The sequence below is a fragment of the Streptomyces sp. NPDC012466 genome, assembly GCF_042955215.1.
In the GTDB taxonomy this organism is placed as follows: Bacteria; Actinomycetota; Actinomycetes; order Streptomycetales; family Streptomycetaceae; genus Streptomyces.
Genome location: NZ_JBIBEQ010000014.1, coordinates 66,427 through 86,584, shown reverse-complemented (window position 1 = coordinate 86,584; position 20,158 = coordinate 66,427). Strand labels below are relative to the sequence as shown.

The following is a 20,158-nucleotide window of genomic DNA, read 5'->3' as shown; positions in this document are numbered from 1 at the left end:
TAAGAACGTTTGAGATTCGACCAATCCGCTTCGCCGACCGCTCCGAATGGCGTGTGTCAGGCAAGTTGGCACGGAGGACGGACGGCATGACACCTATCTCCAGGACCGGTGCGGGACGCGCGAGCATCGCGACCGTGATCTGTGGCGCGCTGGCCACCGGCGGGCTCGCGGCCGCCGGTGTGACCGCGCTGGAACCTGAGGCGGCCTCCGCCTCCAGCCACCGCGAGGCCCCGCTGATCTCGGGAACCCCGCAGTACGACAACACCGACGTGTACGCGTTCGTCAGCCCGGACAAGCCGGACACGACGACCATCGTCGCGAACTGGATCCCCTTCGAGGAACCGGCCGGCGGGCCCAACTTCTTCCCGTTCGCCGAGGACGCCCAGTACGACCTGCGCATCGACAGCAACGGTGACGCGAAGGAAGACCTGCTCTTCCGGTACACGTTCAAGACGCACACGAAGAACGACAAGACGTTCCTGTACAACACGGGCCCGGTCGAGAGCCTCGACGACCCCGACCTGAACATCACGCAGACGTACGACCTCGAACTGATCAAGCTGCGGAACCTGAAGGCCGTGTCGAAGACCAAGGTCGCCGACGACGTGCCGGTGGCGCCGTCGAACGTCGGCAAGGCGTCGATGCCGGACTACAACACCCTGCGCAAGCAGGCGGTGCACAAACTCGCGGGCGGCGCCCAGACGTTCGCCGGACAGGCCGACGACCCGTTCTTCCTGGACCTGCGCGTCTTCGACCTGCTGTACGGCGGGAACCTCTCCGAGGTCGGCAACGACACCCTCAAGGGCTACAACGTCAACTCCATCGCCCTGCAGGTCCCCAACAGCTTCATCACCGAGTCCCACGAGCAGCCGGTCGTCGGCATCTGGTCGACGACGCAGCGCAAGAACGCCCGGGGCTACTTCTCGCAGGTCTCGCGCCTCGGCAACCCGCTGGTCAACGAGGTCGTCAACCCGCTGAAGGACAAGGACACGTTCAACGCGTCCGCGCCGCGGGACGACGCGCAGTTCCTGAAGAACGTCACCAACCCGGAGCTGCCCAAGCTCATCGAGGCGATCTACAAGATCCCGGCGCCGAAGGAGCCGCGCAACGACCTGGTCGACGTCTTCCTCAAGGGCGTCAAGGACCTCAACCAGCCGCCGCACGTGACGCCGTCGGAGCAGCTGCGCCTCAACACCTCGATCAAGCCGGCCGCGAAGCCGAAGCGACTGGGTGTCCTCGACGGCGACAACGCCGGCTTCCCCAACGGCCGTCGCCTCAGCGACGACGTGATCGACGCCTCGCTCCAGGTCGTCGAGGGCGAGCTGCTGGGCGCGAAGAACGACCTCGGTGACGCGGTCGACAAGAACGACAAGGACTTCGAGAAGGCCTTCCCGTACGTCGCCCTGCCGACGGAGGGTTCACGCGGTCCGCTCGCCAAGGGCGTGGACGGCGGCAACGACGTCCGCAGCCAGCTGGGCGACGCGCTCCAGCCGGCCGGTGCGCAGGGCTCGGACGACATGCGCCTGATCGCCGCGTCCGCCGGTGCCGGAGCGGGCGGCATCGTCCTGGTCGGCGCGGCACTGATGTGGTGGCGCCGCATGCGGAACCGGGCGTACTGACCCGCTCCGCTCTCCCCGCCGGCGCGGCCCGTACCCCCGACCCCCCACGGCACGGGCCGCGCCCCCGAACCCCGCACCAGCACATCCGACCGAGGAGAGGTCATGCCTCCGCGTACGACCGACAGCACACCGCAGAGGCGTGACGACGACGGAGCGCCGTCGACGGCCCCGGAACCCGGGAACACCGGGGAGCGGGAGGCTTCGGCTGCCGGAACGGAGGCCGGCTCCGGTACGGGCGGCGACGACACTCACGGCGCCCGCCCCACCGAAGGCCGCTCCGGACCCGGCACCGGTCAGCGGGTCGCCACCCTGCGGCGGGCCGCCGACGGGGGGCGACGGTGGCGGGCGCTGCACCTGGCCGGGTGCGCCGCGCTGCTGGCGGTCGCGGTGACCGGTGGGGCCATCGCGGTCGGGGGTGTGCAGGACCGCGGGGCCGGCGTCACCGCCGTGTCCGCGGCCGGGGCGTTGTCCCCGGGCGATCTCGCCCGGGGGGACCTCGACGCGGGCATCGCGTCCCTGCAGAGGCATCTCCGCGCCCAGCCGAGGGACTTCGGCAGTTGGGCCACCCTCGGCGTCGCCTACGTCGAGCAGGCCCGGACGAAAGGCGATCCCTCCCGGTACCCGCAGGCCGAGCGCGCCCTGAAGCGCTCGCTCGAACTGGAGCCCGGCAACGACCAGGCCCTGGCCGGCCGGGCCGCCCTCGCCGCCGCCCGCCACGACTTCCCGGGTGCCCTGACGTACGCAGGCCGGGCGCTCGAACAGAACCCGTACAACGAACGCGCCCTGTGCACCCGTATCGACGCCCTCGTCGAACTCGGCCGGTACGACGACGCCGCCGAGGCCGCCGACACCGCCGACGACAGGCGCCCGGGCGTGCCCGTCTTCACGCGGTACGCGTACGTGCGCGAGCTGCGCGGCGACGTCCGCACGGCGCGTGCCGTACTGGAGCGCGCCCTGGACTCCGCGAACGCGCCCGCCGACGTCGCGTACGTCGCCACCGCCCTCGGTCAACTCGCCTGGAATCAGGGCGAGTACAAGACCGCGCTCGGCCACTACGCCCGCGCCCTCGCCGCCGACGACGCGTACCTGCCCGCCCTGGAGGGCCGTGCCCGCGCCCACGCGGCGAGCGGTGACCGGGCGGCCGCCGTGCAGGGGCTGGAGCAGGTCGTCGCCCGCTTCCCGCTGCCCGGCCCGCTCGTCGCCCTCGGCGAGCTCTACGAGGACCGCGGCGCCGACGGCGACCGGGCGAAGGCCGGCGACCAGTACGCGCTCGTCGACGCCTGGACGGCCCTCGCCCGCGCCGGCGGTGTCAACGCCGACCTCGACACGGCCATGGCCGCCGCCGACCACGGTGACGGGAAGGAGGCCCTGCGAGCCGCCCGCGCCGAGTGGGACCGGCGCCACAGCGTGCACACCGCCGACGCCCTCGCCTGGGCCCTGCACGTCAACGGCCGTGACGAGGAGGCCCTGCCGTACGCCCGCCGGGCGACGGCCACCGGCTATCGCAACGCCGTCTTCCTCTACCACCGCGGTGTCATCGAGCGCGCCACCGGCGACAAGCGCGCGGCCCGCACGCATCTGAAGGCCGCGCTGGACCTGAACCCCGGCTTCTCGCCCCTCGGGGCGCGTGAGGCCCGTACCGCACTCAAGGACCTGGAGGGGAACCGGTGACCCTGCGCCGGCTGTTCGCGTCCGGCGCCGCCGTCCTCACGGCCGCCTGCGCGCTCACCCTGCTGCCCGCCGCCACGGCGAGCGCCCACCCGCTGGGCAACTTCACCGTCAACCGCTACGACGGCCTCGTCGCCGCCCCCGGTGAACTGCGGGTCCACCACGTGGAGGACCTCGCCGAGATCCCGGCGACGCAGGCGGGTCCGGACATCGAACGGCTGGGCATCGCCCTGTGGGCCCGCGAGCGGTGCGCCACGGCCGCCGAGGACAGCAGGGCGACCGTCGACGGCCGTGGGGTGGCCCTCACCGCCGAGCGCAGCCACGCGCGCGTGCGGCCCGGGCAGGCGGGGCTCGACACCCTCCGTGTGGAGTGCGAGCTGACCGCTCCTCTCCCGTCGGGGAAGGGGACCGTGTCCCTCGGCTTCCGCGGCGCGGGTGCCTCCACCGGCCCGGGCTGGCGGGAGATCACGGCTCGGGGCGACCGGATGACGCTCGCCGCGTCGGACGTGCCGGAGAAGTCGATATCGGCCGAACTGACCAGCTACCCCGAGGAGTTGCTGTCCTCTCCGGCCGACACCGCGTCGGCCGCCCTGCGCGTGCGCCCGGGCGGCGCCGCCCTGGGCGAGGAGGAGTCGGACGCCCCCGCGGCCTCCGTGCTCCCGCGCGGCGCGGATCGCTGGACGCGCGCCCTGGACGACCTGGTCGCCCGACAGGACCTCACCGCCGGCTTCGCCGCGCTGGCCCTCCTCATCGCCGTCGTCCTGGGTGCGATGCACGCGCTCGCCCCGGGCCACGGCAAGACCATCATGGCCGCGACGGCGGCGGCCCGGGGCGGCCAGGCCCGGATGAAGGACGTCCTGCCCATGGCCGCCTCGGTGACGGTCACGCACACCCTGGGCGTGGTCGCCCTGGGCCTGCTGGTCACGGCCGGCTCGGCGGCGGCGCCCTCGGTGATCGCCTGGCTCGGCGTCGCCAGCGGTCTGCTCGTGACCCTGGCGGGCGCGAGCCTGGTCCGCCGCGCCCTGCGCAGCCGCGCGCACACCCAGCACCCGCACGGCCGTCATCACGACCACGGAAGCCACACGCACGGCCACGACCACCCGCACGACCACGGTCACGGCCCTGACCACAAGCACGACCACGACCACGACCACCAGCACGATCACAGCCACCCGCACGATCACAGCCACCCCCACCCGCACCCCCACGCGATCGAGCACACCCACGGTGGTTCCACGCACAGCCACCCCGTCGCCCCCACCCTCCGCGGCACGATCCTCATGGGCTTCGCGGGCGGTCTCGTGCCCAGCCCGTCGGCCGTGGTGGTGCTGGTCGGCGCCGCGGCCCTCGGGCAGGCCTGGTTCGGTCTGCTGCTCGTCGTCGCCTACGGCGTCGGACTGGCGCTCACCCTCACGGCCGCCGGATACGCCGTCGTCAAGGCGGGCAGCGGCATGACCCGGCTGCTGGACCGGCGCCCCCGCTGGACGGCGGGCCCGATGGCGGCCCTGGTGCGCCGGACCGCACCGCTCGGCTCGGCCTTCGCCGTGGTGGTCCTCGGAGCCGGACTCGTGTTCAAGGGGGCGGCATCCGCACTCGGCTGAGTTACGTTCGTGAGGCATCGGACGTCAGGAGAAAAGCGGACGTCGTGAGGAAATCCGACCTCATGGGGAAAACACACCTCATGGAGATTTCGCCCGGCTGCGAATGGGGGCGCCGTGTTCGAAGAACCGGGCCATGAGCGCGTGATCGCGGGCCGCTACCGGCTCCTGGCACCGCTCGGTGAGGGCGGTATGGGCACGGTGTGGCGCGCCCTCGACGAGGTGCTGCACCGTGAGGTCGCCGTCAAGGAGGTGCGCGCCCCGGCCGGTCTGGCGGGCGACGACGTGCAGCGGATGTACGCACGCCTGGAGCGGGAGGCGTGGGCGGCTGCCCGGGTCACCAACCGCAACGTGGTGACGGTGTACGACGTGGCGACGGACGACGGCCGGCCGTGGATCGTCATGGAACTGGTCCGCGGTCTCTCCCTCGCGGAGGTCCTGGACGCCGAGGGCCCGATGGCACCGCAGCGTGCCGCGCACATCGGCGCCGAGGTGCTGGCCGCGCTGCGGTCCGCGCACGAGGCCGGGGTGCTGCACCGCGACGTGAAGCCGGCCAACGTGCTGATCTCGAACGACGGCCGGATCGTGCTCACCGACTTCGGTATCGCCATGGTCGAGGGCAGCTCCGCCCTGACCATGACCGGGGAGGTCATCGGCTCGCCCGAGTTCCTCGCCCCGGAGCGGGCGCTCGGCCGCACACCGGGCCCGGAGTCCGACCTGTGGTCGCTCGGGGTGCTGCTGTACGCGGCGGTCGAGGGCCACTCCCCCTTCCGTCACGACACCCCGCTGAGCACGCTGCGGGCGATCGTCGACGAGGAGCTGCCGCCGCCGTACCGGGCCGGTCCGCTCGCTCCGGTGATCGAGGGGCTGCTGCGCAAGGATCCCGAGCAGAGGCTGCCGCCCGAGCGGGCCGAGCAGGATCTGCGGGTCGTCGCCGCGGGCGGCTCGCCGGGCGCGGACACCACACGGGCGGTTCCGTTCCCGCCGGCGGCCGCGGGTCGTCCCGAGGCCGCGCCCACACCCCCGATGCCGTTCCCGGGCCGGCCGGCGGCGTCCGGTTCGGGTGCCACCACGACGGCCACCGGCCCGGACCGGGACCGCCGGGCCGGCCGGGTGCTGGTCGCGGGCGTGATCGCGCTGGCGCTCGCGGTGGGCGGGCTGACGTACAAGCTGCTCAACGACGGAGACGGTTCCGGCGGCAACGACCGGGGGGCCGGGGAGAGTACGCCCACCGCCATCAAGAGCCCGCCGCGCAACACCGGGACGGAGAAGTCCAGCCCGTCGCCGACGCCGAGCAGGACGAAGGAGAGCAGTCCGCCGCCGCAGTCGGTGCGGGTCGCCCTGGAGGGCCGGCGCACGGACTACTCGGGGACGTGTCCACCGCCCAGCGCCCAGGCGCCCGAGTTCACGGCGACGCTCACGGTGGGGCGGCTGCCGGCCGAGGTGAGCTACCGCTGGGTGACGCGGGACGGACAGGTGCTCGACGGGGGCTGGAAGACGCTGTCGTTCACGGAGGGCGGCGGCCGTTCGAAGCGGGACACGGTACGGGTGACGACCGAGGCGGAGACCGGGACGTTCGCGAACGAGATCAGCGTCGAGGTGCGCGAGCCGGTGCGGACCACGTCCGAGTCGGTGCCGTTCTCGGTGACGTGCGAGACGGAGACCCCGACGGGCGGGGCCTCCCCTTCTCCTTCTCCTTCCGGCACGGACCCCGAGCCGGAGTCGGAGTCGGACTCGAACTCGGACTCCGGCTGAGCGGTCAGTCGTTGTTGTTGAGCACGGGCAGGTAGCCGCCCGACTGGCCGGGTGCCTTCGGGTGGTACGACTCGCCGATGTTCAGCCAGCTGACGCTGTGCAGCCAGGAGTCGCCGGAGCAGATCTCGTGGCCGGTGAAGGTGGTGCGTACGTCACCGAAGGCGAAGCCGTGGTCGGCGGAGCGCTTGGCGATGGCGGTGTTGAGGTGGTCGGAGGCGTCGTTGATGGCCTTGCGCTTGGTCTCGGACAGGCCGAGGCAGGTGGCGCCGAGCTTGTAGAAGCGGGGGTAGCCGAGGACGACGACCCGGGCGGCGGGGGCCTTGGAGCGGATCGCCGCGTACACGCTGTCGAGTTTGCCGGGCAGCGTGGAGTCCACGTACGCCCGGGCGGTGTTGATGCGGGAGACGCAGGAGCTGTCGGACTGGGTCACGCAGGTCGTCATCACGTCGGCGAAGCCGGCGTCGTTGCCGCCCACGCTGATCGAGACGAGGGCGGTGGAGGCGCTGAGCGGGGCGAGCTGACTCGCCAGAACATCACCCGTTCGGGCGCCCGAACAGGCCGTGAAGTCGAAGGTCGAGGGTGAGTGGGCGGCGGCCCAGAGGTAGGGGTACGCCTTGGTGCTGCGCTTGCAGTCGCCGCTGGAGCTGATGTAGCTGCCGGCTCCGACTCCGGAGGAGTAGGAGTCACCGAGGGCCACATAGCCGCCAGTTGCGGCGAGTGAGGACGCCTGCGCCGTCGCTGCCCCGGTGAGGGCGGTGCCGACGGCGAGGAGGAGCGAGCTCACGAGGACGACAAGTCGGGAACGTCTCATGGAACCTCCCTTTAGCAGGATCTCTGCCGTAACCGTCGTAGCAGCTACGCGTGTTGACAGGAAGTGTCCATGCCAAGCCTTTTCGGCCTCTCCCCGGACACTTGGCGCATTCACCACGGCTCGTGCCACACACCGGACCTCTCTTGTTACGTGCTCATGACAGGTTTGTTGACTGATGCTCAACTCCCTTGTTCTACGCCGGTAGTTGGACGACGCTTTACTCCGGCCGGGAGCGGAACGCGACACTCCCCGGCCCGTGTGCGCGAACACGCGCACACCCCCCCACATGACGCGCGTCCCACCCAGGCGCGCGCCGCCTAGAGGAGGACTCCCTCGTAATGGCACAACTGCGCAGCAAGAGACTCGGGTTCGTCGCACTCACCTCGCTGGCGACCGCCGCCCTCGTGGGCGGGCTCACCACCCTCCCCGCCCAGGCCGCACCCGCCGAGGGCCGGGTGCTCGCCGCCGACTCCCCGACCGCGATCAAGGACAGCTACCTCGTCACGCTCAAGAAGAGCGCGGGCCTGAAGGCGGCCTCGGCCGCGGGCAAGGGCCTGGTGAAGGAGTACGGCGGCTCGGTCGACAAGACGTTCGGCAAGGCACTGAACGGCTGGTCCGCCACCCTCTCCGCCACCGAGGCCCGGCGGCTCGCCGCGGACCCGGCGGTGGCGTCCGTCGAGCAGAACCAGCGCGTCACGCTCGCCGCCACCCAGAGCAACGCCCCGTGGGGACTGGACCGCATCGACCAGACCTCGCTGCCGCTGTCCGGCACCTACACCTACCCGGACAGCGCGGGCAGCGGTGTGACGGTCTATGTGATCGACACCGGTGTGCGCATCACCCACCAGCAGATCAGCGGCCGCGCCTCCCACGGCTACGACGCCGTCGACGGCGACAGCGACGCCTCCGACGGCAACGGCCACGGCACCCATGTGGCCACCACGATCGCCGGCTCCACCTACGGCGTGGCCAAGAAGGCGAAGATCGTGGGTGTGCGCGTGCTGAACAACAGCGGTTCCGGCACCACGGCCGGCGTGATCGCGGGCATCGACTGGGTGACGAAGAACCACTCCGGTCCCTCGGTCGCCAACATGTCGCTCGGCGGCGGCGCCTCCGCGACCCTGGACACGGCGGTCCGCAACTCCATAGCCAGCGGCGTCACGTACGCCGTCGCCGCGGGCAACAGCAGCACCTCCGCCTCCTCGTCCTCCCCGGCCCGGGTCGCCGAGGCGATCACGGTCGGAGCGACCACCAGCACGGACGCCAAGGCGAGCTACTCCAACTACGGATCCGCCCTGGACATCTTCGCGCCCGGCTCGTCGATCACGGCCGGCTGGCACACCAGTGACACCGCGACCAACACCATCTCCGGCACCTCGATGGCGACCCCGCACGTCGCGGGCGCGGCGGCGGTCTACCTGGCGGGTCACACCTCGTCGACCCCGGCCCAGGTCGCGACGGCCCTGGTGAACGGCGCCGTCACCGGCAAGGTCACCAGCGCGGGGTCCGGTTCGCCGAACCGCCTGTTGCAGATCGTCCCGTGACCGACGTCCGCACCCGCGCCCGTACCCGCACCTGAACACACGTTCCCCGGAGGCCCTGATCGCCTCCGGGGAACGCATGTTTATGAAACGGGAACGTGCAACTTGCGTCGCACGAGCGGTCCCTCGCAACGACCAAACCAACAAAAACGTGAGAGGCCGTTCCAGGTCTTGCCATACGGGTTCAATCGTCAATACCGTCATACATCTCACCCGCATCGGTCCGTCAGTACGCGGCTCCAGGGGAGGGCTCAAGGACCGCGACGAACCGGCGCGGGGCGCGGTAGGGGGGTGCCGTGCTCGGTGACCGCAATTGTCTCCGGGCCGTGCCGCGCGGTCGGCTGCCGTTTTTTCGCGGCCGGCCAGTTTTGCCAGCTCACCCGGCGTGCCCGAAGCTCCATCTCGGCGTGCCACGGGTGAGAACCCCCCTTTCGAACCGGACTGGATCCGGACTGCCCTGGGGGGGCGGTCCACCGGACGAGAGGGACCAGACTCATGAGTTCCGTACTGCAGCCGGCCGCGACGGACCCGCATCCGCCGACCGCCGGGAAGTACCGGCCCGTCTCCACCCACCTGGCCATAGCGCCGCCGGTGAGCGTGGTGATCCCGGCCATGAACGAGGCGGAGAACCTTCCGTACGTCTTCAAGACCCTGCCCGACTGGATCCACGAAGTGGTCCTGGTCGACGGCAACTCCACCGACAACACCGTCGAGGTGGCCCGCGAGCTGTGGCCCGAGGTCAAGGTGGTCGAGCAGCGGGGCAAGGGCAAGGGCGACGCCCTGATCACCGGCTTCCAGGCCTGCACCGGCGACATCATCGTGATGGTCGACGCGGACGGCTCGGCGGACGGCGGCGAGATCCTCTCCTACGTCTCCGCATTGGTCTCCGGCGCGGACTTCGCCAAGGGCTCCCGCTTCGCCAACGGCGGCGGCACCGACGACATGACCTTCATCCGCAAGCTCGGCAACTGGGCGCTGTGCACGGTCGTCAACCGCAAGTTCGGCGCCCGCTACACCGACCTCTGCTACGGCTACAACGCGTTCTGGCGCCACTGCCTCGACAAGATCGACCTCGACTGCACCGGCTTCGAGGTCGAGACGCTGATGAACATCCGGGTCGTCAAGGCCGGGCTCAAGGTGCAGGAGATCCCGAGCCACGAGTACCTGCGCATCCACGGCGTCAGCAATCTGCGGGCCGTGCGGGACGGGCTGCGCGTGCTCAGGGTGATCCTTCAGGAACGTTCCAACCGCCGCGCCCTGCGCCGTCGTTCGCCCCACTCGCCGATGCTGGACACCATGCGGGGAGAGGTGTCTTGAGCGGTCCCGGCATCTCCGTCGTGATCTGCGCGTACACCGAGGACCGCTGGGAGGACGTCCTCGCGGCGGTCTCCTCGGTCCGCGCGCAGTCACGGCCGGCCCTGGAGACGCTGCTGGTCGTCGATCACAACGAGACGCTCCGGGAGCGTCTGGCCAAGGAGTACAAGGAGTCCTCCGACGGCACCGTGGTGCGGGTGCTCGCCAACGCGGGCCCCCGCGGCCTGTCCGCCGGCCGCAACACCGGCATCGCCGCCGCCCGCGGCGAGATCGTGGCCTTCCTCGACGACGACGCCGTGGCCGAACGCGACTGGCTGCGGCACTTCGCCGAGGCGTACGACGACCCGCGGGTGATGGCGGTCGGCGGGCGCACCGTGCCGGTCTGGGCGTCGGGGCGGCGGCCGGTCTGGTTCCCGGAGGAGTTCGACTGGGTGGTGGGCTGCACGTACCGCGGCCTGCCGCGCGGCAGGGTGCGGGTGCGCAACGTGCTCGGCGGCAACGCCTCGTTCCGCCGCAGCGCCTTCGACGCGGCGGGCGGCTTCGCCACCGGCATCGGCCGGGACGGCGACAAACGCCCACTGGGCTGCGAGGAGACGGAACTGTGCATCCGCCTCAGCCGCGCCCGGCCCGACGCGGTCCTGCTGATCGACGACCGGGCGGTGATCCACCACCGGGTGCCCGAAATCCGGGAGCGGTTCCGCTACTTCCGCACCCGCGCCTACGCGGAGGGCCTGTCCAAGGCCCTGGTGGCCCGGAGCGTGGGGGCCGAGAAGGGCCTGGAGTCCGAGCGCCGGTACGCCACCCGGGTCCTGCCGGCCGGGGTGGCCCGGGGTCTGCGGGACGCCCTGCTGGCCCGGCCGGGCGGTGCCGGACGGGCCGGGGCGATCGTGGCCGGGGTGCTGACGGCGGCGGGCGGTTACGTCGTCGGCAGCGCCCGGGCACGCCGGAGCGGGACCACGTTCGCGGTGCCGCGGGTGGAGGTGACGGCCCGTGAGTGACGCCCGCGTACCGATCCTCATGTACCACGCGGTCGCGACCGACCCGAACGAGGCGACCCGCGCCCTGTCGGTGACCCCGGAGGCGTTCGCCGAGCAGATGGCGGTGCTCGCCGACCGGGGCCGCACCCCGGTCACCACGGCCGAACTGGCGGCGTGCTGGCGCTCCGGCCGCGCGCTGCCCGAACGGCCGGTCCTCATCACCTTCGACGACGGCTACGAGGGCGTGCACCGGCACGCCCTCCCCGCGCTCGCCAAGCACGGCTTCCCGGCCACCCTGTTCGTCTCCACCGGGTGGCTCAGGGGCCCGTACGACACCGGAGGCGGCCTGGACACCATGCTGGACTGGGACCAGGTCCGCGAACTCGCGGCGGCGGGCGTCGAGATCGGGGGGCACAGCCACAGCCACCCACAGCTCGACCAGGTCTCCGAGGCCACCCTGCGGTTCGAGCTGATCCACTGCAAGGAGATCGTCTCGGACCAACTGGGCGCCGTACCGGCCTCGTTCGCCTACCCCTACGGCTACTCCAGCCGCCGGGTCCGGCAGGCGGTGCGCGAGACGGGGTACGCCCAGGCCCTCGCCGTCGGCAACGGCCTCGCACGCCGGGCGCAGGGGCCGTACGCCCTGCGGCGGGTGACGGTGCGCCGCAGTACCGGCGTCGAGGAGTTCGAGCGGGTGGTCGAGGGCCGCGCGATCGCCCGTACGTTCGCCCGGGACCGTGTCCTGACCAAGGGGTACGCCGTGGTCCGCAGGACCCGGCAGGCACGCCGGCTGGTCTCCCGGACCGGGGGCTGACCTGCGCGGGACGACATGCCGCGTGCACAGGGAAACCGGGTGCACGCGGCGCCCCCGTGCCGGATCATGGCGGCATGTCTGACAACCCGCACGAGGCGCTGCCGATCCGGCTCAACGTCGACGACTCCGACTCCCCGTCCGACGTCGTCGACGCGCTGTTCCTCGGCCGCTTCGCGACGGGCGAGCAGCCGTTCTCCCACGCGGTGAACATCGACCGCGTCAGGTCCGGGGCGACGCTGCTGCCGTCCGGCGCCCGCCTGCTGCGCGTCGCCCGGGACGACGACCGCAGCGCGACCCTAGCCGAGGGCGACGGCTGGACGCTGCTGGTCTCCCGCTGGAACCGGGGCGCCGACGTCACGGTGACGGCGACCAGCGAGGAACTGGCGAAGAAGGTCCTCGACCAGGCCACGGACGGCGCGGCGGACGAGCCCGAACCGCAGCCGGAGAACGTCACGATGGGCTTCTGGTACGTCTCCCCGCGCCGCGGCCCGCACCGCACGACCCGCCAGATCGCGGCGGGCACCTGGGACGAGGTCCGGTCCAACTACACCGCGCCGGTGGCGGACGCCATGGACCGCCTCATGAAGACGACCCCCGAGGACATCGCGGGCCGTCTCCTGCTGCTGCACGGCCCGCCGGGCACCGGCAAGACGTCGGCGCTGCGGACGCTGGCCCGTTCCTGGCGCGACTGGTGCCAGGTGGACTGCGTCCTGGATCCCGAGCGGCTCTTCTCCGACGTCGGCTACCTCATGGACATCGCCATCGGCGAGGAGGACGCGACGGGCAAGGGCCGCTGGCGGCTGCTGCTCCTGGAGGACTGCGACGAGCTGATCCGCGGCGAGGCCAAGCACACGGCGGGCCAGGCCCTGTCGAGGCTGCTGAACCTGACGGACGGCCTGCTCGGCCAGGGCCGCAACGTCCTGGTCGGGGTCACCACCAACGAGGACCTGGAGCGCCTGCACCCGGCCGTGGTCCGCCCCGGCCGCTGCCTCGCCCGGATCGAGGTCGGTCCGCTGACCCGCGGCGAGGCGGTGAACTGGCTGGGCCGGGAAGACGGGGTCGGCCGCGAGGGCGCGACGCTGGCGGAGCTGTACGCGCTGCGCCGGGGCACGTCCCCGACCTCCCTGCCGGAGCCGCGCGGGGGCGTCGACGCGGGGCTGTATCTGTAGCGAGGCCACCCGCCGGGGTCGCTCACAACCGCTTCTCACCTCCCTGTTAACCGGGCGTGCCACAGTGTCCGGCGGAGCGACGCCGAGCTCCGCATGGACCAGGGAGGCATCCGATGGCACACACGGCACCCACCGTGTTCAGCGAACCGGCCCACCGCGTCGCGCGGTGGGTCCTGCCCGTCGTCCTGGGGGTCGTCTACGGCAACTGGGTCGCGGTGAACCGGCGTCACGGCGGCCCGATCACCGGACCGGATGTGGCGTCGGGCGTGTGGAGCGCGCTGGCCTTCATGGCCCTGTGCATCGCCGTGGTCCAGGCGACCCGGCGTCTCAGGCGCGACCTGCACGCCCTGCACGCCCTGCTCCGGGCCGTGTTCGCCGGCGCCGCGCTGGGCTTCCTCTACAGCCAGACCGGGGACGACCTCCGCCCGGTGGTCATCACGGCGCTGCTGGTCACGGCAGCCGTCTTCCTGCTGCTGTTCTACCGCTTCCACACGCGCACCGAGGTGTAGCGGGGGCCGGAAGGCCGGGCCGCCGCTGCCGCCCTCCAGGGCGCCTGGTGTTTTCATAGGGGTATGACCCTGTTCGTCGGCACGTCCGGGTGGCAGTACAAAGACTGGCGGGACGTCCTGTACCCGTCCGGGCTGCCGATGCGGCTCTGGCTGGAGGAGTACGCGGGGCACTTCGCCACCGTCGAGATCAACAACGCCTTCTACCGGCTTCCGGCCCGGGAGACGTTCGAGGACTGGCGGGGACGGGTGCCCGCGGACTTCGTCGTCGCGGTCAAGGCGAGCCGCTATCTGAGCCACATCAAGCGGCTCAAGGACCCCGAGGAGCCGGTGCACCGGCTGATGAGCCACGCGGCGGGCCTCGGCGACCGCCTGGGTCCGGTCCTGCTCCAGCTCCCGCCCACCCTGCGCGCCGACCCGGGCCTGCTGGACGCGTGCCTGGCCTGCTTCCCGGCCCCGACCCGGGTCGCGGTCGAGCCGCGCCACGACTCCTGGTGGACACCGGAGGTCCGCCGGGTCCTGGAGTCCCGGGGCGCCGCCCTGTGCTGGGCCGACATCCTGGCCCGCCCGGCCACACCGCTGTGGCGCACCACCGACTGGGGCTACGTCCGCTTCCACCAGGGCCGTGCCCGGCCCTGGCCCCGCTACGGCCGCCGCTCCCTCGCCACCTGGCTCGACCGCATCGCCACGACCTGGTCCGACGGCGAGGACGTCTTCGCGTACTTCAACAACGACCCGGGAGGCGCCGCGGTGGCGGACGCGACGGCGTTCGCACGGGCGGGGAGGTCGGCGGGTCTGGACATCACACGGACACCGGAGCGGCTGACGCAGCCGTCCGGCTGAGAGGCCCTACGCCTCGTGAGCCGCCCGCAGGGCGTCCCGGACCGCTGCGAGCGCGACATCCTCGCCCAGCCCGAGCCTCCTGGCCCGCTCCGCGTAGGTCTGTGCGGCCGCGGCCAGTTCGCGGTCCGCCGCCGAGCCGGCCGCGGCCACGAAGGTGCCGTTGCGGCCCCGCGTCTCGATCACCCCGTCCGCCTCCAGCGCCCGGTAGGCCTTGGCGACCGTGTTCGCGGCGAGGCCCAGCGACTCGGCCAGTCCCCGCACGGTCGGCAGCCGGTAGCCCACCGGCAGCGCACCCGACCGCGCCTGCTCGGAGATCCGCGCCCGCACCTGCTCGTAGGGCGGGGCACTGTCGTCGATGTCGATCTTCAAGGTCACACGCCGATTGTCGCGCACCCGGCGGAAAATGAGAGGCACCCCCGAGGGGTTCACACGTAGCGTGCGCCTCCATGACCGTGATCGTGCGTGACCTGCGCCCCGATGTACCAGCCGACGCCGAGGGGTTCTCCACCACCCGCCGCCTCGCCCTTCCGTACATGCTCTCCACACCCGAGTCCGTGGTGCACACCCTGACGCACGCCCACCCGGACGCCCACTTCGGGCAGCTCGTCGCCGAGGAGGACGGTGAGATCATCGGCACGGCTCAGGTCAGCGTCGCCCACGACAGCCCGGAGCCGGGCCAGGGCTCGGCCAACATCTACGTCCGTCCCGGCCACCGGGGTCGCGGCGCCGGTTCGCTCCTGCTGCGCACCGCCGAGGAGCGCCTGGGGCGCCTGGGCGTCACGAAGCTGTTCACCTGGGTGCTGGACGAGCCGGACAACCGTGCCTTCGCCGAGCGGCACGGCTTCCGGGCCAGCCGTTCCGCCTGGTTCCTGCGCCTGGACCTGGCGGCCGGCACCCTGCCGCCCCGCCAGGACCTTCCGGCGGGAGTCGAACTGCGCACGGCCACCGACTTCGCGGACGACCCGCGCCCGATGTTCGAACTGGACGCGGAGACCTCGTCGGACGAACCGAGCGACATCGACGTGGAGTTCACGGACTACGAGGCCTGGGTCGAGGAGCACTGGAAGCACCCGCTGCTCAACCGCGACCTGACCACGGTCGCGGTCGTCGACGGCCGCCCCGCCGCGTTCAGCGTGGCGTACACCGACGGCGACTCCCGCTACGGCACCGCCATGACCGGCACCGCCCGCGCGTTCCGCGGCAGGGGCCTGGCGAAGCTCGCCAAGAACGACTCCCTGCACCGGGCACGCGCCGCGGGGTACACGGAGGCGTTCACCGGCAACGACACCGGAAACGAGCCGATGATCGCCATCAACAAGTGGTTCGGCTACGAAGTCTGCGCGAAGGAAGTGCGTTATGTCCGCGAACTCGGCTGACGGGCCCGCCCGGCTGGACGTCGTCCTCGTCAAGGCGGGCCGTACGAAGATCCGTTACACCGGCGAGCTGCTGGCGGACGACGGCACCCGCGTCGCGGTACGCGCCCCCTGGGCGGGCTCCGGCGTCCGCGACTTCGGCTTCGTCCGCTTCGAGCCCGGGGACGTCTTCACGGAGTACTACTGGCGCGACCGCTGGTACGCGGTGAAGGAGGTCCGCTCGGCGACGGGCACGCTGAAGGGCTGGTACTGCGACGTCACCCGCCCCGCCCGGCGCTCCGGCCCGGAACTGGTCGTGGAGGATCTCGACCTGGACCTGTGGCGCTCCGCGGACGGCACGGACGTACGGCGCCTGGACGAGGACGAGTTCGCCGAGAGCGGCCTCGGCGAGTCGGACCCCGAGGCGGCACAGGCCGCCCTGGCCGCGCTCGACGAGCTGGAGTCACTGGCCCGCGGGGGCGGATTCACCGCGCTCCTGGCCTGACGCCCGGGCCTGCGCGATCACCGCGTACCGCTCGTCCGCCACCGCCCCGCCCCACAGCAGCGGATCGCCGGAGAGCCGCTCCACGCGTACCTGCCCGGCGATCGGACCGAGCAGGCGCGTGATCCGCTCGGCCGGTATGCCGACCGGCGCGTCGCTCCCCCACACACCCTCGACCAGCACGAGCCGCCCTCCCGGCCGCAGCAGCCCGCACCAGCGCGCGAGGGCGCGGCCGGGGTCGGGCAGGGCCCACAGGACGTGCCGGACGAGCACGGCGTCGAACCGCTGCTCCCCGACCGGCGGTGACGCGGCGTCCCCGACGAGGAACACCGCGTCGCGTCCGGCCAGCTTCTCCCGGGCGAGCGTCACCATCGCCGGGGAGAGGTCCACGCCCGTGACGCGGTGCCCCTGCTCGGACGCGAGGAGTGACAGGCTGCCGGTGCCGCAGCCGAGGTCGAGGACGTCGCCCGCGCGCCCCGGCAGCCAGCCGCGCAGCCGCCCTGCCCAGGCGCGGCGCACGTCGGGGTCGCGCAGGCCGTGGTCGGGTTCGTCGTCGAAGGAGGCCGCCTCGGCGTCCCAGTCGACGTCGAAGCAGGTCACCGGCTCACTGTCGTTCGTCATGGCCCAAGAGTGACACCCGCCACTGACACTCGAATCGTGACTGCCGCCACTGACAGACCAGGAGCGATGAGTAACCCTCCCCCGAAAGGTCTACCTCCGTGAGAACGCGGAACCCGGTAGACCCTTAAGGAGGCAGCCATGCGCCGTGTGACCGTGCAGAAGCCCCTGAAGAAGACGGACGTCCGCCGGGTCCGCGACGAAGCCGACGAGCGCCCCGCGGGGCGCCCGGAGGTCCGCAAGGACATCGCACGCACGTGGTGGCCGGACGCCTGAGCGGCCGGTGCCGGTCATGAGACGCGTCGCAGCGGCCGCCCGCGGGGGTCAGAGCAGCCGCTTGCGGTAGTGCACGCGGTCATAGGGCCCGTCCACGCGGCGCTCCACCCGTTCGTAGCCATACCGCGGGTAGATCTTCTGGTTCTCCCACATCAGCGCGTTGGTGTAGAGCCTGATCTCGGGCAGCCCCAGCGCACGCGCGTGTGCCTCCACGAACCGCAGCAGGCGCCGCCCCACTCCCCCGCCGTGTGCGGTGGGGTGGACGGCGATGGTGTCGAGGAAGAGGTGGTCCTCGAACGCCTCGACGACGACGAGCCCGGTCACGGGATCGCCCGTCACGAACACCTTGCCCGCGGCCACGTTCGCCGCGTGGTCCTCCTCCATGGGTTGCGGCACCCGCCCGATGCGCTCGATGTAGGGGCGGAAGGCCGCGTCGACCACGTCCGCGACGACCGGTACGTCGGCGGCCCCGGCCGGCCGGATCTCCTCGTCTGCCATGCCGTGACGGTACCTACCTGATGACAGTCCGAACACTCCCTTAAGCGGGCCATAAGGATCTCCTCCCCCCGCCCTCAGCAGGCGATTTCCCGGTTTTCAGGGGCTAGCTTCGGGACCACCCCACGGGATCCGGCCCCTTCGGGCCCGGCCCTGTCCCCTGCACCGTTTCGAGGAGTTCCCGCATGCCCGCACGCCGCAAGGCCGCCACCGTCGCCGCCCTCGGCGGCCTCCCGTTCGCCCTGACCGCGCTGACCGCCGCCCCGGCCGCCGCGCACGGCTCGATGGGCGACCCGGTCAGCCGGGTCGCGCAGTGCTACGCCGAGGGCCCCGAGAGCCCCAGGTCGGCCGCGTGCAAGGCGGCGGTCGCGGCCGGCGGCACCCAGGCCCTCTACGACTGGAACGGCATCCGCATCGGCGACGCGGGCGGCCGGCACCAGCAGCTCATCCCGGACGGCAAGCTGTGCAGCGCGAACAGCGAGGAGTTCAAGGGCCTCGACCTGGCCCGCGCCGACTGGCCCGCGACCGGCGTGAACAGCGGCTCGCACACCTTCAAGTACCGCGTGACCGCGCCTCACAAGGGCACCTTCACGGTGTACATCACCAAGCCCGGCTACGACCCGGCCAAGCCGCTCGCCTGGAAGGACCTGGATCTCGCGCACCCCGTCGCGACGTCCACGAACCCGGCCGCCACCGGCGGCTTCTACACGTTCTCCGGCACCCTGCCCCAACGCTCCGGCAAGCACCTGCTGTACGCGGTCTGGCAGCGTTCGGACAGCCCGGAGGCCTTCTACTCCTGCTCGGACGTCAGCTTCGGCGGCGATGGCGGCGCGGCGGGCGGCGCCGCCCCGGCCCCCTCCGCCTCCGCTCCCACCAACGAGCAGATCGAGGAGGGCAACGGCAAGTCGACGATCGAGCACCACGGGCACGGTGACGACGACCCCAGCACCTCGGCCGAGCCGGCCGCGGCCCCGAAGGGGAGCACTGCGGTCCGGCCGAAGGCCGCCGCATCCGCGCCCAACCGGCCCGAGGCGGCCGGTGCCACCGAGAACCTCGCCGAGACCGGCGGTGACAGCGGCACCACTTACCTCGCGATCGGCGGCGCGGCGGCCCTGGCGCTCGGCTCGTCGGCCCTGTTCCTGTCGGCCCGGCGCCGGACGGAGAGCGCCGGACGGCACGGCCGGTGAACCACGGTCCGGTGGACGGGGCCCGTTGACCCGGTCCACCGCCCCCTGACCAGGGGCCTGTCCGGCGGCTCAGGCCGGACAGGCCCCGAACGTCTCCCTGACACGTGTCATCCGGTGACACGTGTCATTCGAAGGCCGATGCACAGGTGGTGGGCCTGGCCCGCCCCGGATCGAGGGCGTTGGCCACCTCGTGGAAGGCGACCCGGTCGAGCAGCCCGACGGCCACGTGCTCGGACAGGTCGACGGGGCACAGGTCCTGGAGCAGGACGTTGCGCACGTCCGGCCCGTTCAGGTACTGGCTGCGCCACGGTGTGACCACCTCGTCGTACCGGGTGGCGATGACGGTGTAGCGCACGCCGGGCACCGTGTCGCCGCCCGTGTTGAGCTTGGTGAGGAAGGCGGAGCCGGTGACCTGGTCGGCGAGGGCGGGGGTGTTCTTCGTCAACAGGTCCGCGGCGCCGGGGAAGTAGGGCAGCAGGTGGGTGAGACCGCTCAGGGTGGTGCCGTGGTTGCTGGGCGCGATACCGACCAGGGCGTTCACCTTGGCTGCCCCGCCGAGGAACCTCACGTAGTAGCGGGGCATCATGCCGCCCTGCGAGTGCCCGACGACGTCGGTCTCGGTGGCGCCGGTGGCCGCGAGCACCCGGTCCACGAAGTCCTTCAGCTGTCCGGCGGACTTCTCGACGGGTCCGAGGCCGTGGAAGAAGGGGACGCCCTCCAACTGGCCGTAGTCGAGGGAGAAGACGCAGTAGCCGCGGACCTTCAGGTAGGGGGCGAGGCCCAGCCAGTTGTCGACGGAGTTCCCGAGGGTGCCGTGGACCAGGACGACGGGGCGGGGGTGGGCGGCGGACGGCTTGCAGGAGTAGTCGTTCCAGCCTCCCCCAAGCTCTCGGCTTCGCTCGAGCAGGGGGGACCCCCAGCTCGGGGCGCCGGAGGCCTGGGCGGTGGTGGCGGGGACGGTGACGGCGGCGGCGGTCAGCAGCAGCGCGGCCAGGGGTCTGAGCACTCGTTTCCAGGGCAGCATCGGGTGATCTCCTTGCGGCTCAAAGGGGGCGCGACGGCACTGGGCCCTGTGATCCGGATCACGAGGATGCTGTTCACTCGTCAAGTTAC

General features: G+C 72.2%; 20 protein-coding genes. 15 read left to right on the top strand and 5 right to left on the bottom strand.

The annotated features are described in order from the left end of the window. The first annotated feature begins 86 nt into the window (after nt 1-86). The 4 genes from ACFY9E_RS36855 (at nt 87) to ACFY9E_RS36840 (ending at nt 6,640) form a co-directional block, all read left to right on the top strand. Nucleotides 87-1,619 carry a DUF4331 family protein gene (locus ACFY9E_RS36855; RefSeq protein WP_390992141.1) on the top strand — a complete coding sequence of 511 codons (1,533 nt, stop codon included), beginning with the start codon at nt 87-89 and terminating at the stop codon, nt 1,617-1,619. 102 nt (nt 1,620-1,721) lie between these two features. Then, nucleotides 1,722-3,290 (top strand): tetratricopeptide repeat protein, encoded by a 1,569-nt coding sequence (locus tag ACFY9E_RS36850; protein ID WP_390992139.1) that lies wholly within the window; start codon nt 1,722-1,724, stop codon nt 3,288-3,290. Further along, the gene (locus ACFY9E_RS36845; RefSeq protein ID WP_390992136.1) at nt 3,287-4,888 is read left to right on the top strand and encodes a nickel transporter; all 1,602 of its coding nucleotides are present in this window, start codon (nt 3,287-3,289) and stop codon (nt 4,886-4,888) included. Before ACFY9E_RS36850 ends, ACFY9E_RS36845 begins: the two co-directional genes overlap by 4 nt. A 141-nt stretch (nt 4,889-5,029) precedes the next feature. Next, complete coding sequence (locus tag ACFY9E_RS36840; protein ID WP_390992329.1) at nt 5,030-6,640, top strand: protein kinase; 1,611 nt, start codon at nt 5,030-5,032, stop codon at nt 6,638-6,640. Nucleotides 6,641-6,644: 4 nt separating this feature from the next. Here the strand turns inward: ACFY9E_RS36840 and ACFY9E_RS36835 are convergent, their stop codons facing one another. Beyond that, nucleotides 6,645-7,451, bottom strand: coding sequence for a GDSL-type esterase/lipase family protein (locus ACFY9E_RS36835; RefSeq protein WP_390992134.1), 807 nt, complete (start codon nt 7,449-7,451; stop codon nt 6,645-6,647). Nucleotides 7,452-7,789: 338 nt separating this feature from the next. Here ACFY9E_RS36835 and ACFY9E_RS36830 point away from each other — a divergent pair, with 338 nt between their 5' ends. From ACFY9E_RS36830 to ACFY9E_RS36800, 7 genes are all read left to right on the top strand, one after another. Next, nucleotides 7,790-8,995 (top strand): S8 family serine peptidase, encoded by a 1,206-nt coding sequence (locus ACFY9E_RS36830; protein WP_390992131.1) that lies wholly within the window; start codon nt 7,790-7,792, stop codon nt 8,993-8,995. A gap of 492 nt (nt 8,996-9,487) precedes the next feature. Beyond that, entirely contained in the window at nt 9,488-10,309 is an 822-nt protein-coding gene (locus ACFY9E_RS36825; RefSeq protein WP_390992128.1) for a glycosyltransferase, read from the top strand. Then, the gene (locus ACFY9E_RS36820) at nt 10,306-11,304 is read left to right on the top strand and encodes a glycosyltransferase (protein ID WP_390992125.1); all 999 of its coding nucleotides are present in this window, start codon (nt 10,306-10,308) and stop codon (nt 11,302-11,304) included. Before ACFY9E_RS36825 ends, ACFY9E_RS36820 begins: the two co-directional genes overlap by 4 nt. Further along, a complete protein-coding gene (locus ACFY9E_RS36815) occupies nt 11,297-12,097 on the top strand; it encodes a polysaccharide deacetylase family protein (protein WP_390992122.1) in 801 nt (266 codons plus the stop codon). Before ACFY9E_RS36820 ends, ACFY9E_RS36815 begins: the two co-directional genes overlap by 8 nt. 74 nt (nt 12,098-12,171) lie before the next feature. Further along, nucleotides 12,172-13,266: a DUF5925 domain-containing protein gene (locus ACFY9E_RS36810; RefSeq protein ID WP_390992119.1), complete on the top strand. Its 1,095-nt coding sequence runs from the start codon at nt 12,172-12,174 to the stop codon at nt 13,264-13,266. A gap of 113 nt (nt 13,267-13,379) precedes the next feature. After that, complete coding sequence (locus ACFY9E_RS36805; protein WP_390992116.1) at nt 13,380-13,775, top strand: hypothetical protein; 396 nt, start codon at nt 13,380-13,382, stop codon at nt 13,773-13,775. 63 nt (nt 13,776-13,838) lie between these two features. Further along, complete coding sequence (locus tag ACFY9E_RS36800) at nt 13,839-14,615, top strand: DUF72 domain-containing protein (RefSeq protein WP_390992114.1); 777 nt, start codon at nt 13,839-13,841, stop codon at nt 14,613-14,615. A gap of 6 nt (nt 14,616-14,621) precedes the next feature. Here the strand turns inward: ACFY9E_RS36800 and ACFY9E_RS36795 are convergent, their stop codons facing one another. Continuing rightward, nucleotides 14,622-14,990, bottom strand: coding sequence for a GntR family transcriptional regulator (locus ACFY9E_RS36795; RefSeq protein WP_390992111.1), 369 nt, complete (start codon nt 14,988-14,990; stop codon nt 14,622-14,624). 71 nt (nt 14,991-15,061) lie between these two features. On the opposite strand from ACFY9E_RS36795, the gene ACFY9E_RS36790 reads away from it, so the two are divergent. Continuing rightward, entirely contained in the window at nt 15,062-15,991 is a 930-nt protein-coding gene (locus tag ACFY9E_RS36790) for a GNAT family N-acetyltransferase (RefSeq protein WP_390992108.1), read from the top strand. Beyond that, the gene (locus tag ACFY9E_RS36785) at nt 15,972-16,472 is read left to right on the top strand and encodes a DUF402 domain-containing protein (RefSeq protein WP_390992105.1); all 501 of its coding nucleotides are present in this window, start codon (nt 15,972-15,974) and stop codon (nt 16,470-16,472) included. The genes ACFY9E_RS36790 and ACFY9E_RS36785 overlap by 20 nt, the downstream gene beginning before the upstream one ends. On the opposite strand, the gene ACFY9E_RS36780 is transcribed toward ACFY9E_RS36785, so the two are convergent. Next, nucleotides 16,431-17,090, bottom strand: coding sequence for a methyltransferase domain-containing protein (locus tag ACFY9E_RS36780; RefSeq protein ID WP_390992102.1), 660 nt, complete (start codon nt 17,088-17,090; stop codon nt 16,431-16,433). The two genes, ACFY9E_RS36785 and ACFY9E_RS36780, sit on opposite strands and share 42 nt — an antisense overlap. A gap of 138 nt (nt 17,091-17,228) precedes the next feature. On the opposite strand from ACFY9E_RS36780, the gene ACFY9E_RS36775 reads away from it, so the two are divergent. After that, complete coding sequence (locus tag ACFY9E_RS36775; RefSeq protein WP_107308287.1) at nt 17,229-17,363, top strand: hypothetical protein; 135 nt, start codon at nt 17,229-17,231, stop codon at nt 17,361-17,363. Nucleotides 17,364-17,411: 48 nt separating this feature from the next. Here the strand turns inward: ACFY9E_RS36775 and ACFY9E_RS36770 are convergent, their stop codons facing one another. After that, nucleotides 17,412-17,861, bottom strand: coding sequence for a GNAT family N-acetyltransferase (locus tag ACFY9E_RS36770; RefSeq protein ID WP_390992099.1), 450 nt, complete (start codon nt 17,859-17,861; stop codon nt 17,412-17,414). A 182-nt stretch (nt 17,862-18,043) separates the two neighbouring features. Here ACFY9E_RS36770 and ACFY9E_RS36765 point away from each other — a divergent pair, with 182 nt between their 5' ends. Next, the gene (locus tag ACFY9E_RS36765) at nt 18,044-19,045 is read left to right on the top strand and encodes a lytic polysaccharide monooxygenase (RefSeq protein ID WP_390992096.1); all 1,002 of its coding nucleotides are present in this window, start codon (nt 18,044-18,046) and stop codon (nt 19,043-19,045) included. Nucleotides 19,046-19,169: 124 nt separating this feature from the next. On the opposite strand, the gene ACFY9E_RS36760 is transcribed toward ACFY9E_RS36765, so the two are convergent. Continuing rightward, a complete protein-coding gene (locus ACFY9E_RS36760; protein WP_390992093.1) occupies nt 19,170-20,069 on the bottom strand; it encodes an alpha/beta fold hydrolase in 900 nt (299 codons plus the stop codon). Nucleotides 20,070-20,158: the final 89 nt, after the last annotated feature.

Excerpts from the sequence above, each read along its gene's own strand:
- ACFY9E_RS36855 (WP_390992141.1), top strand. The coding sequence starts at position 87 with ATGACACCTATCTCCAGGACCGGTGCGGGACGCGCGAGCATCGCGACC.
- ACFY9E_RS36850 (WP_390992139.1), top strand. The coding sequence starts at position 1,722 with ATGCCTCCGCGTACGACCGACAGCACACCGCAGAGGCGTGACGACGAC.
- ACFY9E_RS36835 (WP_390992134.1), bottom strand. The coding sequence starts at position 7,451 with ATGAGACGTTCCCGACTTGTCGTCCTCGTGAGCTCGCTCCTCCTCGCC.
- ACFY9E_RS36830 (WP_390992131.1), top strand. The coding sequence starts at position 7,790 with ATGGCACAACTGCGCAGCAAGAGACTCGGGTTCGTCGCACTCACCTCG.
- ACFY9E_RS36825 (WP_390992128.1), top strand. The coding sequence starts at position 9,488 with ATGAGTTCCGTACTGCAGCCGGCCGCGACGGACCCGCATCCGCCGACC.
- ACFY9E_RS36810 (WP_390992119.1), top strand. The coding sequence starts at position 12,172 with ATGTCTGACAACCCGCACGAGGCGCTGCCGATCCGGCTCAACGTCGAC.
- ACFY9E_RS36805 (WP_390992116.1), top strand. The coding sequence starts at position 13,380 with ATGGCACACACGGCACCCACCGTGTTCAGCGAACCGGCCCACCGCGTC.
- ACFY9E_RS36800 (WP_390992114.1), top strand. The coding sequence starts at position 13,839 with ATGACCCTGTTCGTCGGCACGTCCGGGTGGCAGTACAAAGACTGGCGG.
- ACFY9E_RS36790 (WP_390992108.1), top strand. The coding sequence starts at position 15,062 with ATGACCGTGATCGTGCGTGACCTGCGCCCCGATGTACCAGCCGACGCC.
- ACFY9E_RS36785 (WP_390992105.1), top strand. The coding sequence starts at position 15,972 with ATGTCCGCGAACTCGGCTGACGGGCCCGCCCGGCTGGACGTCGTCCTC.
- ACFY9E_RS36780 (WP_390992102.1), bottom strand. The coding sequence starts at position 17,090 with ATGACGAACGACAGTGAGCCGGTGACCTGCTTCGACGTCGACTGGGAC.
- ACFY9E_RS36775 (WP_107308287.1), top strand. The coding sequence starts at position 17,229 with ATGCGCCGTGTGACCGTGCAGAAGCCCCTGAAGAAGACGGACGTCCGC.
- ACFY9E_RS36770 (WP_390992099.1), bottom strand. The coding sequence starts at position 17,861 with ATGGCAGACGAGGAGATCCGGCCGGCCGGGGCCGCCGACGTACCGGTC.
- ACFY9E_RS36765 (WP_390992096.1), top strand. The coding sequence starts at position 18,044 with ATGCCCGCACGCCGCAAGGCCGCCACCGTCGCCGCCCTCGGCGGCCTC.
- ACFY9E_RS36760 (WP_390992093.1), bottom strand. The coding sequence starts at position 20,069 with ATGCTGCCCTGGAAACGAGTGCTCAGACCCCTGGCCGCGCTGCTGCTG.